This window comes from Streptomyces sp. NPDC002446 (assembly GCF_053595675.1).
This window is the reverse complement of the sequence record NZ_JBSFYC010000001.1, coordinates 157,577-172,761: the sequence shown is the minus strand read 5'-3', so window position 1 is coordinate 172,761 and position 15,185 is coordinate 157,577. Positions and strand designations below refer to the sequence as shown.

Genomic DNA, 15,185 nt, shown 5'->3' with positions numbered 1-15,185 from the left:
GGCTACCGGATGGGACGGCTCGGCTTGGGCTCGGCGGAGGGCGACAGCTCACCACAGAGCGCGGGGTTGGCCCGGTCCCTGGCGTAGGGGTCGGTGCCGGCCGGCCGGTCATCGCCGGCGTGCTGTCCCGCGAACAGCGGGCGCAGCACGTCGGCCGGCTGCGAGGAGCAGGTCAGCGGCCCGGCCTGCAGGCTGCTCTGCAGCACCTCCAGGCGGTGGTCGCCGAGGTCGTCGCGTCCGACCCGGAAGCGCATCTCCCGCCGTACGGTGACGAGCGAGGCGGCGCCCGGGGTGGCCTTGCCGACCTGCGCTCCCGCCGGCTTCTGCGGCGCGCCGGGGGCGGGCCGTACGGCGTAGACGAAGGTGTAGTCGGCGGTGATGTCGAGCGCGTCCGGGCTCAACTCCGAGACGGCCAGCGTGCCGTTGACCCGCACGTCCCGGTCGGCGAGCCGGGTCTCCTTGGGGTCGAAGCGGACCAGCCAACCGGTCGCGGCATAGCGGCCGTTGTCGTCGGGGTGCGTCAGGCTCCGGTCGAACTGGTCGAGTTGACCGGTGTCGAGCAGCAGCCGCACCGGGCGGACGGAGCCGCCGGTGAGGGTGGCCGGGTCCATCGAGGAGTGGACGATGTAGTCCTTGGCGATGGTCAGCGCCGCGACGATCTGGCCTTCGGAGAAGTGCTCGGTGCGGACGACGGGGGGCAGGTTCACGCCCGCGGCACCGATCCGGTAGTCGGCCGCGGGGCTGTGCGCGAAGAGGTCCCCGGGCGTCGCGCCCGGTACCTCCCCGGCCGGCGCGAGCGGCACGACGCTGGACCGCAGCGGCTGCGCCCGGACCTGCTCCGGGGTCTTGTAGGGGTGCCGTATGCCCATGTAGACGGCCGTGCCGAAGGCCAGAATGATCAGCAGCACCAGGAGAACGGCCTGCCGCGAGCCGCCCAGCCGCATCCAGGCATGCCGGGTCTTCACGGCCGGTGAATGATGCTCACCCAGCCGCTCGTCCGCCGAGAACTCCTGCAGTCGCGCAGCCCGCACGAACGATTCGTCGAAGACAACGGATCGGTATTCGTCCTCACCGCCTCCCGGGGCGCCGTTGGGCGTCCCTTCGGGAGGGTCACCAGGCCCGGTCATACAACAAGGGTAGGTCTGCCGGGGCGAAGGTAAACGCCGGGGCGCCGGGCAACTTCAGTACACGGTTCCGTTTCGGGCACCCGTATCGGGGGAAGACCAGGCCGTCACTGCGGCCGGGGCACCGCGGAGAACGAGGGCCGCACCGGCCCGGCGGACGGCAGCGCCGGCAGGCCGGGCCGGGCCGTACGGACGCTGTCCGCGCCCCCCGTGGTCGGGGCGTCCACCCCGCTTCTCGTCGTGGGCGCCGGCGCCGGGCTCTGGTTGCGTCCGGAGGCGCCCCGGTAGACGGCGCTGAAGGCCAGCGCGACCAGCCCGATGCCCATCACGACGGCCAGCACCCAGGCGACCGGCCGGTGCCAGCGGGTGGCGCCGCGGTAGGGCCGCAGCGAGCCGCCGTAGGGGCCGTACGGGTCGTAGGGCCGGTACTCGCCGTAATCGCCGGTGTCCTCGTAGTCCTCGTCGCCGTACGGGTCGTAGTCGTCGGCTCCCGGGCCGCGGCGGCCCCGGCGGCCGCGCGCCGCGGCCTCGTCCGGATCGTCGCCGTCAGGGCCGAAGGCGTGCCCCGCACGGGCCGCCTCGGCCTCGGCGCGCGCCTCGGCGGCGGCCAGCATGCGCTCGACCGCGGAGGGCTCATGGATCCGTGCGGACCGGACGAATTCCTCGTCGAAGACCACGGAAGCGAATTCCTCGTCCGCTTTTCCGTGGCTCCCGTGGTGGTGCTCGTCGGGCTCTTCGCCGTCCGGGAACGGCTTGCCCCCCACGTCGTCCGGCACCCGTCCAGATTAGCCCCGGGCCGTCAATTTGGGCAGGGAGATGGCGGGAGAGAGAACGGGAATCCCGCGGTGCCTCAACGGGTGTGGCCGTCACCCGTGACGATGTATTTCGTGGACGTGAGCTCCGGCAGCCCCATGGGCCCGCGCGCGTGCAGCTTCTGGGTCGAGATGCCGATCTCCGCGCCGAAGCCGAACTGGCCGCCGTCGGTGAACCGGGTGGAGGCATTGACCGCGACGGTGGTGGAGTCCACCAACTGGGTGAACCGGCGGGCGGCGGCCTGCGAACCGGTGACGATGGCCTCGGTGTGCCCGGAGGTCCAGCGCCGGATGTGCGCCACCGCCGCGTCCAGGTCGGGCACCACGGCGGCCGCGATGTCGTAGGAGAGGTACTCCGTCGCCCAGTCCTCGTCCGTGGCGGGGGCGACCAGGCCGGGGCCCGCCTGCTGCCAGGCGGCGTCGCCGTGCACGATCACGCCGGCCGCGGTGAGCGCCTCCAGGGCGCGCGGCAGGAACTTCTCGGCGATCCCGGCGTGCACCAGCACCGTCTCGGCGGCGTTGCAGACGCTGGGCCGCTGGGCCTTGGAGTTGATCAGGATGTCGATCGCCATGTCGAGGTCGGCGGCCTCGTCGACGTAGACGTGGCAGTTGCCGGTGCCGGTCTCGATCACCGGAACGGTGGACTCCTCGACGACCGTACGGATCAGCGAGGCGCCGCCGCGCGGGATCAGCACATCGACCAGGCCGCGGGCGCGCATCAGCTCACGCACCGAGTCACGGCTCTCTCCGGGCACCAGCTGCACCGCGTCGGCGGGCAGCCCGGCGCTCTGCACGGCGTCGCGCAGCACGTCCACCAGGGCGCTGTTGGAGGCGTACGCGGAGGACGAGCCGCGCAGCAGCACGGCGTTGCCGGACTTCAGGCACAGCGCGGCGGCGTCCACCGTCACATTGGGCCGGGCCTCGTAGATGATCCCGATCACGCCGAGCGGCACCCGGACCTGGCGCAGGTCGAGACCGTTGGGCAGGGTCGAGCCGCGCACCACCTCGCCGACCGGGTCGGGCAGCGCGACGACCTGGCGGACGTCCGCGGCGATCGCCGCGATCCGCTCCGGAGTGAGGGTGAGCCGGTCCACGATCGACTCGGCGGTGCCGGCCTGACGCGCCTTGGCGATGTCCTCGGCGTTGGCGGCGACGATCGCGTCGGTCCGCTCCACCAGGGCGTCGGCGATGGCGAGCAGCGCGCCGTCACGGGCCGTCCGCGGCAGCGGCGCCAGGACGGCGGCCGCCTCCCGCGCGCGGCGGGCGGTGTCGAGGACGGGTGAGGACTGCGATGCGCTGCTGGTCATGGCCGCAGCCTAGCGGGCGGGCCGGGTGCGGCGGCACTCGCCGGCGGGCCGTCTCACAGCGCGGAACGCCCCGCCCGCCGACCGGGACACCAGAAGGCCCCGCCCGCCGGCCGGGACGTCAGAAGGGGTGCACGCCGACCGGTGAGGCCGGCGGCAGGCCGTACCCCTCGGCGATGCGCTGGTGGTAGGTCTCGCGGTCGATGACCTCCAGGCCGACGATCTCCCACGGCGGCAGCTTGGCCGTCGAGCGGTGCTCGCCCCACAGGCGCAGCGCGACCGCCGCGGCGTCGTGCAGATCCCGCGCCTCCTCCCAGTAGCGGATCTCGGCGTGGTCGTTGGCGTAGCGGCTGGTCAGCAGGAAGGGGTGGTCGTGGGCGAGCTGTTCCAGTGCCCGGCGGACCTCCTTCAGCGGGGCCTCGGCGCCCGAGACGCTGAGGGTGATGTGCCACAGCCGGGACGCCTCCCGGCGCTCGCCCTCCGGTGCGGGCCGCGCCGTACGGCCTTGCTCCGCGCGCTCGTCGTCGTCCGGCAGGCCGCCGGCCTCGCCGGTACCGACGCTGGTCAGCGTCCGCTCCGCCGTCCCTCGGGGCAGTGCCCCCGGGCGCCCTCGTCTCACCGGCGGCCTCCTGTGGTGCGCATCGCTCCGCCCTCGGGGGTACGGAGCCGAATTGGTGCGGTCGTACTACGGCGTGTGCGCTTGCACTCTGCGGGCGCCGTACTCCTACGGCGCCCCCGCAACAAAGTTGACCAGCCCGCGGGCCGTCGCGGGGCCGTTTTTGCGAAGGTCTCCGTGGAAAGGCTGGTCCTCGCTCCGCATCGGCGCGGTCTGTGCGCTCCGTACCGGCCGCCGGACGGGCGGGGCGGCCTCAGTGGTGCAGCAGCACCAGATCGTCGCGGTGCACGACCTCCCGCTCGTAGGCGGGGCCCAGCTCACGGGCGAGATCGCGGGTCGAACGTCCCATCAATCGAGGGATTTCCCGGGCATCGAAATTGACGAGCCCGCGGGCGACCGCCCGGCCGTCGCCGTCCCGCAGCTCGACCGGGTCGCCGGCCGAGAACTCGCCCTCGACCGACGCGATACCGGCCGGCAGCAGCGAGGAGCGCCGCTCGACGACCGCCCGCACCGCCCCGTCGTCCAGGACGAGCGCACCCTGCGGGGTGGAGGCGTGCGCCAGCCACAGCAGCCGGCCGGCGGAGCGCCGGCCGGTGCGCAGGAAGTGGGTGCCGGTCGGGCCGCCGGCCAGCGCGTCCGCGGCGTGCACGGCGGAGGTCAGGACGACGGGGATACCGGCCGCGGCCGCGATCCGGGCCGCCTCGACCTTGGTGACCATGCCGCCGGTGCCGACGCCGGCCTTGCCCGCGCTGCCGATGGAGACGCCCTCCAGGTCCTTGGGCCCGCGCACCTCGGCTATCCGCGACGTGCCGGGCAGGGACGGGTCGCCGTCGTAGAGGCCGTCCACGTCCGAGAGGAGGATCAGCAGATCGGCGCGGACGAGGTGGGCGACCAGCGCCGCCAGCCGGTCGTTGTCGCCGAAGCGGATCTCGTCGGTGGCGACCGTGTCGTTCTCGTTGACGATCGGTACGGCGCCCATGGCCAGCAGCTGGTCCAGGGTCCGGTAGGCGTTGCGGTAGTGGGCCCGGCGGCTGGTGTCGTCGGTGGTCAGCAGGACCTGGCCGACGCGGCGGCCGTAACGGGCGAAGGACGCCGTGTAGCGGGCGACCAGCAGTCCCTGGCCGACGCTGGCGGCGGCCTGCTGGCGGGCCAGGTCGCGGGGCCGCCTGTCCAGGCCCAGCGGGGCCAGCCCGGCCGCGATGGCACCGGAGGAGACCAGCACGATCTCCTTGTCCTGGTGCTTGGCCAGCACGTCGACCAGTGCGTCCACCCGGTCCGCGTCCAGTCCGCCGGCGGCCGTGGTCAGCGACGACGAGCCGATCTTCACCACGATCCGGCGGGCGTCCGCGACGCTCTCGCGCCGCCCGTCCCTGCCGGCCGAGGCCTTCCGGGCCGCCCCTTCGTCCATCCTCGCGCCTGCCACCCTGCGTACCCCTGTGCTTTGCCGATCCCACCGCCGTACGGGCATCCCTGCTCGTCCCGCCGCGTCCCTACGGGCGCAATCTACGGCAGTGCGGCCCGCGGGCGCGTGCGGATATCGCCTGGCGGAACGCCCCGCGAGACGGCCGGGCCGCGAAAATCACGGCGGCTCCCCGCGCACCATGGGCGCCCTGCGGCTCCCGTGTGCGCTACCCCACTCGGATTTTCCTTAAGACGGACGCCGAGGCCAAGGGGTTGCGTTCGATTGATCCGCTTTCGCGGTGATGAGAGCCACAGCAGATTGTCACCAAGGCCAACGAGGTCATACGGTCGGGTGTCCATCGGTCCCGTTTCGCCGCTCCGGCGGCGTCGCAGCGCGGGACCCGGCCGCCCCCCTCGGCCTTCCCCCCTGACCTCTTGCTGCCAGGAGCCCTCCCCCGTGCCTTCCGCCGGAATCGTTCCCCGCCGAGCCGTACAGCTCGCGGCCCTCTTCGCGATGATGGTCGCATTCATCGCCCAGCTCATCGGTGCGCTGCTGCCCGTCGTCCCGCTGTTCATCGCCGCATCCGTGGTCAACCTGGGTCTCGACCTGATCCTCCAGCACAAGCAGCCGGGCCTGCTCGCCGTGCTGGGCCGGATCCGGTTCGACGTCACGGTGCGCCAGCTGCTGCGCGACATGCTGATACTGGTCGGCCTGCTGCACATCGACGGCATCAACCCGCTGGAGGAGCAGGCGCCGCTCACCATCACGCTGCTCCTCTTCTACGGCACCCACTTCGTGTGCCAGGCGGTCGCGGTGCTGGTCCGCAGGACCCGCAGCCTGCCGTTCGTGACCCGCAACATCGACGCGAGCGCACTGCGGCTGTGCGACGCCCCGCCGCGGATCCTGTCCCGCCAGACGGGCCGCCGGCTGCTGCGCTTCTCCGTGCCCACCACGGTCGGCATGATGCTCACCGCGATCACCACGGACGCCTACTGGGGCGGCATCGGCCTGGCCGTCTCCCTGACGCTGTCCGCCGGCGGCACGCTCTACCTGGGCACCTGGCTGCTGCCCAAGAAGCGGGTGGTGGGCGAGAAGCAGGCGCTGGAGTGGCTGGACGGCTGGCTGGCCGAGTACCAGCCGACGGTCGGCATGTACTTCTCCGGCGGCTCCTCCTCCGCCTACCAGGCCAACATGTGGCTGAGCACGCTGGCAGACCTGGACGGCAAGCCGATCATCGTGCTCCGCGAGCGCTTCATGGTGCAGAAGATCGACGCCACCGACGTCCCGATCGTCTGCATCCCCAAGGTCGCCAACCTGATGCGCCTGGAGCACTCCACCCTCAAGGTGCTGCTGCACCCGGCGAACTCCGGCAAGACGTCGCAGATCCTGCGCATCCCGTCCATCAAGCACGCCTTCACCAACCACGGCGAGAGCGACAAGCTCTCCTCCTGCAACCCGTACGCCAAGGCGTACGACGAGGTGTGGGTGGCGGGCCCGGCGGCCCGTGACCGCTACCAGCTCGCCGACATCGGCGTCGAGGACAAGGACGTCATCGAGGTCGGCCGCCCGCAGCTGGCCCCGATCCTGCCGTACCGGGGAGCCCCGGCCGGCCGGCTCACCACCGTGCTGTACGCCCCGACCTGGGAGGGCTGGGACGGCAACCCGGGCAACACCTCGGTGATCCTGGCCGGCGAGAACATCGTGCGCGAGCTGCTCGCCGACGAGAACGTGCGGCTGCTGTACAAGCCGCACCCGATGACCGGTTCCGTGGACCCGCGCGCGGGCGCCGCCAACGCCCGGATCCAGGCGATGATCGCGGAGGCCAACGGCCGGCGCGGCGGTGCCCGCCCCGGCCCCGAGGCCGCCGCCGAGCTGGTCCGCCGCGCCGAGGAGCTGAACCGCCTCACCACCTCCGCGTTCCGCAAGAGCGCCGACGAGCTGGAGCGGATGCGGCTGCAGGGCACCCCCGAGGAGGGCCGCGCGGCCGCCGTCGCGGACGCCAACGCCGCCTGGGAGGAGGCGTACTGGAACTCCCTGCCCGAGTGGGAGCACCAGATCATCACCACCGCCCGCCCCGGCATCTTCGGCTGCTTCAACCAGGCGGACGTGCTGATCAGCGATGTCTCCAGCGTCGTCTCCGACTACCTGACCAGCGAGAAGCCGTATGCGGTCGCCAACACCTCGGGGATGGACGAGGGCGACTTCCGGGTGAACTTCCCGACCGTACGGGCGGCCACGATCCTCACGCCGGAGGCGGACGGGGTGGCCGGTCTGCTCGACGCGGTCCGCAACCCGGAGAAGGACACCCTCGCCGCGGCGCGCGCCGAGCTCAAGGAGCACCTGCTGGGCCCGTCGGACCCGCCGTCGTCGGTCCGCTTCAACCAGGCCGCGCTGAATCTGTGCGCAAAGGCCGACGAGCGCCGCATCCGGATGGAGAGCCGGCTGGCCGGCATCCCCGGGCAGCGCTCGCAGGAGGACGTGGGCGCCTCGGAGACGGCCGAACGCGAGGCCAACGGCGCCTCGGACGCTCCGGCGGCCGTCTAGGCCTCAGAACGCCGCCCACGGCCTCGGGCCAGGGCCGGGAACAAGGGGACAGCCCCCGGGAAGAAGATCCCGGGGGCTGTCCCCTTGTCTCAGCGGCTCTGTCTCAGCGGCTGCCGCACCGGCCTCAGAACGGCCGGAAGCCCTCGAACTCCTGGGCCGCCTCGTCCCGCGCCGCGTCGCGGTCCCGGCGACGCGTCGCGGCCGGCCGCGGCGCGTCGAAGCGGTGGTCCTCACCACGCCGGCCCAGCATCTCCGCGCCGGCCGCCATGGTCGGCTCCCAGTCGAAGACGACCGCGTCGTCCTCGGGGCCGATCGCCACGCCGTCCATGGCCTGGGCACCCGCCTTGAGCAGCGCGTCCTCGACACCGAGGCGGCTGAGCCGGTCGGCCAGGTAGCCGACCGCCTCGTCGTTGTTGAAGTCGGTCTGGTGCACCCAGCGCTCGGGCTTCTCGCCCCGTACGCGGTAGAAGCCCTCGCCCTCCTGCGTGACCGTGAAGCCCGCGTCGTCCACGGCCTTGGGCCGGATGACGATGCGGGTGGCCTCCTGGACGGGCTTGGCGGCGCGGGCCTCGGCGACGATGCCGGCCAGCGCGTACGACAGCTCCTTGAGGCCCTGGTGGGCGACGGCCGAGACCTCGAAGACGCGGTAGCCGCGCTCCTCCAGGTCGGGCCGGATCATGTCGGCCAGGTCCTTGCCGTCGGGGATGTCCACCTTGTTGAGGACGACCACACGGGGCCGGTTCTCCAGGCCGCCGTACTGGGCCAGCTCCTCCTCGATGACGTCGAGGTCGGAGAGCGGGTCGCGGTGCGACTCCAGGGTCGCGGTGTCCAGGACGTGTACCAGCACCTCGCAGCGCTCGACGTGGCGCAGGAACTCCAGGCCCAGGCCCTTGCCCTGGCTGGCGCCCGGGATCAGGCCCGGTACGTCCGCGATCGTGTAGACCGTCGAGCCGGCCGTCACCACGCCGAGGTTGGGCACCAGCGTCGTGAAGGGGTAGTCGGCGATCTTCGGCTTGGCTGCGGAGAGCACCGAGATCAGCGACGACTTGCCGGCGCTCGGGTAGCCGACCAGCGCGACGTCCGCGACGGTCTTCAGCTCCAGCACGATGTCGCGGGCCTCGCCGGGCTCGCCGAGCAGCGCGAAGCCGGGGGCCTTGCGGCGGGCGGAGGCGAGCGCGGCGTTGCCGAGGCCGCCGCGGCCGCCCTGGCCCGCGATGAAGGTAGTGCCCTGGCCGACCAGGTCGGCGAGGACCTCGCCGTTCTTGTCGAGCACGACCGTGCCGTCCGGCACCGGCAGGATCAGGTCCTTGCCGTTCTTGCCCTCGCGGTTGTCGCCGGCGCCGGGCTGGCCGTTGGTGGCCTTGCGGTGCGGACTGTGGTGGTACTCGAGGAGCGTGGTGACGTCCTGGTCGACGACCAGGATCACATCGCCGCCACGGCCGCCGTTGCCGCCGTCCGGACCGCCGAGCGGCTTGAACTTCTCCCGGTGTACGGAGGCGCAGCCGTGGCCTCCGTTACCCGCGGCGACGTGCAGCTCGACGCGGTCCACGAAGGTGGTCATGGGTGGGTGCCTCCAGATAACTGCGGGAAAAAATGTCGCGGTGCTACGCGAATATCTCTGTGGTAACACGCCAAGGGCGGACCGGCCTTCCCGCTCCTGCGGGAAAAGGCGGTCCGCCCTCGGAGTGATGCTCTGACGTGCGCTTACGTCCGGGCCGAAATTACTCGGCGACCGGGACGATGTTCACGACCTTGCGGCCACGGTGGGTGCCGAACTGCACCGCACCGGACTGCAGGGCGAACAGCGTGTCGTCGCCACCGCGGCCGACGCCCGCGCCCGGGTGGAAGTGGGTGCCACGCTGGCGGACCAGGATCTCACCGGCGAGGACGGCCTGACCGCCGAAGCGCTTCACGCCGAGCCGCTGAGCATTGGAATCGCGACCGTTCCGAGTGGACGATGCGCCCTTCTTGTGTGCCATGTCTCCTCAGTCCCTTACTTCGCCGGAGCGTCGATGCCGGTGATCTTCAGCGCCGTGTGGAGCTGGCGGTGGCCGATCCGCTTCTTGTAACCGGTCTTGTTCTTGTACTTCTGGATCCGGATCTTGTTGCCCTTGTGGTGGTCCACGACCTCACCCTGGACCTTCACGCCGGCCAGGACCCACGGGTCGCTGGTGACCGAGTCACCGTCGACGACCAGCAGCGTGGAGAGCTCGACGGTGTCGCCGACCTTGCTGGTGGAAATGCGGTCAACCTCGATGACGTCGCCAACAGCAACCTTCTGCTGGCGCCCGCCGGTGCGCACGATCGCGTACACGCGGAACTCTCTTTCGCTAGGAACGGATCCTCTGATGCCAGCCGCTCACACGGGCTCGGGACGGCCCGTGGAATCCGAGTGGACGAGCGGCCTCCCTCGGCGGACCGAGAGGTGTTTGCTCAGGGGTTTGGTGCCGTAAATCTTTCCAGACACCGACGGTCAAGGTTACGGGGCCTTGACCAGGGGGTCAAACCGGCCCCGGACCACTGACGGCCCGGGGCACGGTCCGTACCGCTCAGTCCTCCGTCGAAGCGGACACCGACGCGACCGAGGGCTGCTCGGCGGCAGCGGTCTTCTTGGCCGCCGCCTTCTTCGTCGTCGCCTTCTTCGCGGTGGTCTTCTTCGCCGTGGCCTTCTTGGCGGTGGTGGTCTTCTTCGCCGCCGCCTTCTTGGCCGTGGTCTTCTTCGCGGTGGCCTTCTTGGCGGCGGCCTTCTTCGCCGTCGCCTTCTTCGCGGTCTTCTTGGCCGCGGGCGCCGCCTCCGGCTCGGCCTCGGCACCCGCTGCGGGCTCCGCGGCCGGTGCTTCGGCGGGCTCCGCCTCGGCCGGCGCCGCGATCACCACGACGGCCGCCGCGGCCTCCTCGGACGCCTCCGGCGAGCCCGCCGGGGCGGTCACCTTACGGGTCACCCGACGGCGCGGACGGGCCGGCGCGGGCTCCGCGGCCGGCACGGTCGCCTCGGCGGCGGCCGGCTCCGGCTCCGGCTCGGGCGCCGGCTCGGCCGGCACCACGATCGCGGCGGTCTCCTCGGCGGCCTTGGGAGCGCCCGCCGGAGCGGACACCTTCCGGCTCACCCGGCGACGGCCACGGCCGCGTCCGGCGGCCGCCTCGGCCTCCGCCGGGCTGCTGAACCACTCGTCGGCGCCGGCCACCGTGGGCTGCAGCTCGGCCTCCGTCACGGCGACCGGCTCCAGCTCCGGGGCGCCGCCGTCCGGCAGCGGCTCGGCCGCCTCTACCTCGTGGACATGCGGCTCGGCCGGCGCGGCCTTGCCCTTCTTCTTGCGCTTGCCGCCGCCACCGATCGTCGTCGGCTGGTCCATGTGGACGATGACGCCACGGCCGTTGCAGTGCACACACGACTCGGAGAAGGACTCCAGCAGGCCCTGGCCGACCCGCTTACGGGTCATCTGGACCAGGCCGAGCGAGGTGACCTCGGCCACCTGGTGCTTCGTACGGTCCCGGCCCAGGCACTCCAGCAGTCGCCGCAGCACCAGATCCCGGTTGGACTCCAGCACCATGTCGATGAAGTCGATCACGATGATGCCGCCGAGGTCGCGCAGCCGCAGCTGACGCACGATCTCCTCGGCCGCCTCCAGGTTGTTCCTGGTGACCGTCTCCTCCAGGTTGCCGCCCTGGCCGGTGAACTTTCCGGTGTTGACGTCGACCACGACCATCGCCTCGGTCCGGTCGATCACCAGCGAGCCGCCGCTGGGCAGCCAGACCTTGCGGTCCAGCGCCTTCATCAGCTGCTCGTCGATGCGGTACGTCGCGAAGACGTCGACGTCCGAGGTCCACTTCTGCAGCCGGTCGACGAGGTCCGGGGCGACGTGCGAGACATAGCCGTGGATGGTCTCCCAGGCGTCGTCACCGCTGACGATGACCTTGGAGAAGTCCTCGTTGAAGATGTCGCGGACGACCCGGACGGTCATGTCCGGCTCGCCGTAGAGCAGCGAGGGGGAGCTCGTCGAGGAGGCCTTCGCCTTCTTCTGGATCTCCTCCCACTGCGCCTGCAGCCGCTGGACGTCGCGCGCCAGCTCGTCCTCGCTCGCGCCCTCCGCGGCCGTACGGACGATGACGCCCGCGTCCTCGGGGACGATCTTCTTGAGGATCTGCTTCAGGCGCGCCCGCTCGGTGTCCGGGAGCTTGCGGCTGATACCGGTCATCGAGCCCTCGGGCACGTAGACGAGGTAGCGGCCGGGCAGCGAGACCTGGCTGGTCAGCCGCGCGCCCTTGTGGCCGATCGGGTCCTTGGTGACCTGCACCAGCACCGACTGGCCGGACTTGAGCGCGGTCTCGATCCGGCGCGGGCCGTTGGCCATGCCCAGCGCCTCGAAGTTGACCTCGCCTGCGTACAGCACGGCGTTGCGGCCCTTGCCGATGTCGACGAAGGCGGCCTCCATCGACGGCAGCACGTTCTGCACCTTGCCGAGGTAGACATTGCCGACGTACGAGGTCGCCTGCTCCTTGTTGACGAAGTGCTCCACGAGCACGTTGTCCTCAAGGACGCCGATCTGGGTGCGCTCGCCGCTCTGGCGGACGACCATCACCCGCTCGACGGCCTCGCGACGGGCCAGGAACTCCGCCTCGGTGATGATCGGCACCCGGCGGCGGCCCTGCTCGCGGCCCTCGCGGCGGCGCTGCTTCTTGGCCTCCAGACGCGTCGACCCCTTGATCGACTGCACCTCGTCCGCGCTGGTGGACTCGTCCTTCTTGCGGGGCTCGCGCACCTTGACGACCGTACGCTCCGGGTCGTCGGCGTGACCGGCCTCGACCTCGGCGGCCTCACCGCTGCGACGGCGGCGACGGCGGCGGCGACGGCTGCTGCTGGTGCCGGCGGCCGACTGCTCCTCGGCCTCCTCCTCCGGCTGCTCGGCGGCGCGCTCCTCGTCCTCCTCGAACTCGTCCTCCGCACCGGCGCCCTCGGCGGCCTGCTCCTCGGCGCCCTCGGCGGCCTCACCACGGCGGCGGCGACGGCCACCGCGACGACGGCGGCGCGAGGGGCGCTCGGCGGACTCGTCCTCGCCGTGGCCCAGCTCGCCCGGCTCGGTCTCCGACTCGGCGGCTTCCTCGGCCTCCGGCTCCTCGGCCGGGGCGACGCTGATCTGCTCGGGCTCGGCGGGGGCACCACGACGGCGGCGACGGCGCGTGGCGGCGGGCTGCTCCTCCACCGCGGGCTCGGCGGGGGTCTCCTCCTGGGCGGCGGCGGCATGGGCGGCGGCCGCGCTCTCCGGGGTCTGGAACATCGGCTCGGCGAAGACCGGCGCCTGGAAGACGGCGGTCGGCGGCCGCTGCGCCCGGCGACGCCCGCGCACCGGCCCCTCCTGGACGGGCTCCTCCGCGCGGGGCGTCTCCTCCGCACGGGGCGCCTCGGCGACCGGCTCGGCGACCCGGCGACGGGTACGACGGCGGGGGGCCTCGGCGGGCTCGGCGGCGGGAGTCTCGGCGGCGGGGGCCTCGGCGGCCGGCGCCTGCTCGGCCTGCTCGGCCTCGGCTTCCTCGGCGGCCTGGGGCGCACCGGCGGGGGCGGTGGCCTTACGGCTGGCACGACGACGCGTACGGGCCGGCTTGGCCTCCTCCACAGGCGCCGCAGCCTCCTCCTCCACAACCGGAACAACCGGCGCGGACACCTCGGCCACGACCGGCTCCACAGCCTCCTCGGCCTTGGGCGCGCCAGCGGGGGCGGTGGCCTTACGGGTGGCACGACGGCGCGTGCGGGCCGGCTTGGCCTCCTCCACGGGCGCCGCAGCCTCCTCCTCCACAACCGGAACAACCGGCGCGGACACCTCGGCGACCACCGGCTCCACAGCGGCCTCGGCCTGCGGCGACCCGGCCGGAGCCGTGGCCTTACGGGTGGCACGACGGCGGGTGCGGCGCGGCGCCGCCTCTTCGGTCTCTTCGATCTTCGGGGCCTCGGCCTGGGGAGCCTCGGCGGGCGTCTCGGCGGCGGCCGGGGCCGGGGCCTGGGCCTCCTCGGCGGCGCTCGGCTGCGGGGCCCCGGCCGGGGAAGTGGCCTTACGGGTCGCGCGGCGGCGGGTACGGGCCGGCTTGGCCGCGTCCCCGGTGGTGACGGCGGACGCGGCGGCCTCGTCCTCGGGGGCCGGATCGGCCACGGCCGCTGCGGCGGTCTCGGTGCTCAGCACCGCGGCCTCGGCGGCGCCGCCGGTCGGCGGACCCGCCGGGCGGGAGGCCGCACGGCGCCTGCGGCGCGGCGGCAGCGTGTCGCCGGGCGAGTTGTTGTCATCGAAACCACGGTCCGCGGACTGCGTGGATTCACTGGGCTCAATGGGCTCGAGCATGCGGGCGGTTCTCCCGTCACGCTCCCGGGCGCCGCGCCTGATTCCGGTGGCGGTCCGCGTGATGAGCGCGGGCCCGCTGTCCGGGGCGTGGGCGCCGCACGGGAGCTGTCGTCTCGCTCGCCGGGCCCCGTGGGCGGGGACCGGCGAAAGTCTCCTGGTCAGTGCGTCTGCCGGACCGGGGTGGCTCCCTGGCTGATCGGCGACGCGACGACGGCGGTCCTACGCAGTGCCTTCCCCGGCTCCCGGGGAGGCCCCACTCGGCGCCTTCGCGGCACTCAGCCCGGCGGCCGTGGGTGGGGCGGCCGTGGCAGCGTCGCGGTCGGGCGCTAGCGGGTCAGTCACCGCGCCGGCCTCCTCATCGAGCAGCCCCTGCGCCAGCCTGGTCACCGCAGCGGGGACCGGCGGCGCCAGGTCGGCCGTAGCTCGGAGGCCGGACAGGACGTCGTCGGGTCGAACGGCGGGTGTCACATGCCGAACAACCAGCCGCAGTATCGCACAGGCATTGCCGCCGGGCCTATCGCCCTCGTGAGCGACGGCCTCCAGCCGGGCCACCGCGGCCCGGGCGTCGAAGGTCCGGATGCCGTTCTTCGTACGGCGCTCGACCAGCACCTCGTCGGCGGCGAGGAACGCCTCGACGGCGCGCCCGGCCTCCTCGGCCGCGACCCCGTCGAGCCGGATCTCCCATACCGAGGCCTGCAGCCGGTCGGCCAGCCCGCTCGTGTGCGCCTCGACGGAGTCGATCACATCGAGCCCGGTCGGCAGCGACTCGTCGAGCAGTTCGCGGAGCCGCTCGGGATCGCGGCGCTCGGCGAGCTGGATCTCCAGATACTCGGCCTCGCTGCCCGTGCCGGTGGGGGCGGCGTTGGCGTACGACACCTTGGGATGCGGGGTGAAGCCCGCCGAATAGGCCATGGGGACCTCGGCGCGGCGCAGCGCCCGCTCGAAAGCGCGCTGGAAGTCGCGGTGGCTGGTGAACCGGAGGCGGCCGCGCTTGGTGTAGCGCAGTCGGATGCGCTGCACCGCCGGTGCGGGCGGCGGGCCTTCGGGCTGTCGC

The 15,185-nt window shown here is 72.8% G+C and carries 11 protein-coding genes; 1 reads left to right on the top strand and 10 read right to left on the bottom strand.

What is annotated here, in order from left to right; all coding sequences use genetic code 11:
• Positions 1-2: 2 nt before the first annotated feature.
• The 5 genes from ACWD6P_RS00700 to proB all read right to left on the bottom strand — a co-directional run bounded on the left by ACWD6P_RS00700 (position 3) and on the right by proB (position 5,264).
• Positions 3-1,127, bottom strand: a complete 1,125-nt coding sequence (locus tag ACWD6P_RS00700; protein ID WP_451441786.1) for an SCO2583 family membrane protein — start codon at positions 1,125-1,127, stop codon at positions 3-5.
• Between the two features lie 104 nt (positions 1,128-1,231).
• Positions 1,232-1,900, bottom strand: a complete 669-nt coding sequence (locus ACWD6P_RS00695; protein ID WP_451441785.1) for an SCO2584 family spore wall biosynthesis protein — start codon at positions 1,898-1,900, stop codon at positions 1,232-1,234.
• A gap of 74 nt (positions 1,901-1,974) precedes the next feature.
• Complete coding sequence (locus ACWD6P_RS00690; protein ID WP_451441784.1) at positions 1,975-3,243, bottom strand: glutamate-5-semialdehyde dehydrogenase; 1,269 nt, start codon at positions 3,241-3,243, stop codon at positions 1,975-1,977.
• A 118-nt stretch (positions 3,244-3,361) separates the two neighbouring features.
• Positions 3,362-3,859, bottom strand: coding sequence for a hypothetical protein (locus ACWD6P_RS00685; protein ID WP_451441783.1), 498 nt, complete (start codon positions 3,857-3,859; stop codon positions 3,362-3,364).
• A gap of 250 nt (positions 3,860-4,109) precedes the next feature.
• The gene (proB, locus tag ACWD6P_RS00680) at positions 4,110-5,264 is read right to left on the bottom strand and encodes a glutamate 5-kinase (protein WP_451441782.1); all 1,155 of its coding nucleotides are present in this window, start codon (positions 5,262-5,264) and stop codon (positions 4,110-4,112) included.
• Positions 5,265-5,714: 450 nt separating this feature from the next.
• Here proB and ACWD6P_RS00675 point away from each other — a divergent pair, with 450 nt between their 5' ends.
• Positions 5,715-7,802 (top strand): hypothetical protein, encoded by a 2,088-nt coding sequence (locus ACWD6P_RS00675; RefSeq protein ID WP_451441781.1) that lies wholly within the window; start codon positions 5,715-5,717, stop codon positions 7,800-7,802.
• Between the two features lie 124 nt (positions 7,803-7,926).
• Here the strand turns inward: ACWD6P_RS00675 and obgE are convergent, their stop codons facing one another.
• The 5 genes from obgE to ACWD6P_RS00650 all read right to left on the bottom strand — a co-directional run bounded on the left by obgE (position 7,927) and on the right by ACWD6P_RS00650 (position 15,151).
• The gene (gene obgE / locus ACWD6P_RS00670) at positions 7,927-9,363 is read right to left on the bottom strand and encodes a GTPase ObgE (RefSeq protein ID WP_451441780.1); all 1,437 of its coding nucleotides are present in this window, start codon (positions 9,361-9,363) and stop codon (positions 7,927-7,929) included.
• Positions 9,364-9,523: 160 nt separating this feature from the next.
• On the bottom strand, positions 9,524-9,781 hold the full coding sequence (rpmA, locus tag ACWD6P_RS00665; RefSeq protein ID WP_384440512.1) for a 50S ribosomal protein L27: 258 nt from the start codon (positions 9,779-9,781) through the stop codon (positions 9,524-9,526).
• A gap of 14 nt (positions 9,782-9,795) precedes the next feature.
• Positions 9,796-10,116 carry a 50S ribosomal protein L21 gene (gene rplU / locus ACWD6P_RS00660; protein ID WP_384440515.1) on the bottom strand — a complete coding sequence of 107 codons (321 nt, stop codon included), beginning with the start codon at positions 10,114-10,116 and terminating at the stop codon, positions 9,796-9,798.
• A gap of 235 nt (positions 10,117-10,351) precedes the next feature.
• On the bottom strand, positions 10,352-14,131 hold the full coding sequence (locus tag ACWD6P_RS00655) for an Rne/Rng family ribonuclease (RefSeq protein WP_451441779.1): 3,780 nt from the start codon (positions 14,129-14,131) through the stop codon (positions 10,352-10,354).
• 219 nt (positions 14,132-14,350) lie between these two features.
• Positions 14,351-15,151 (bottom strand): TIGR03936 family radical SAM-associated protein, encoded by an 801-nt coding sequence (locus ACWD6P_RS00650; RefSeq protein WP_451441778.1) that lies wholly within the window; start codon positions 15,149-15,151, stop codon positions 14,351-14,353.
• Positions 15,152-15,185 lie beyond the last annotated feature (34 nt).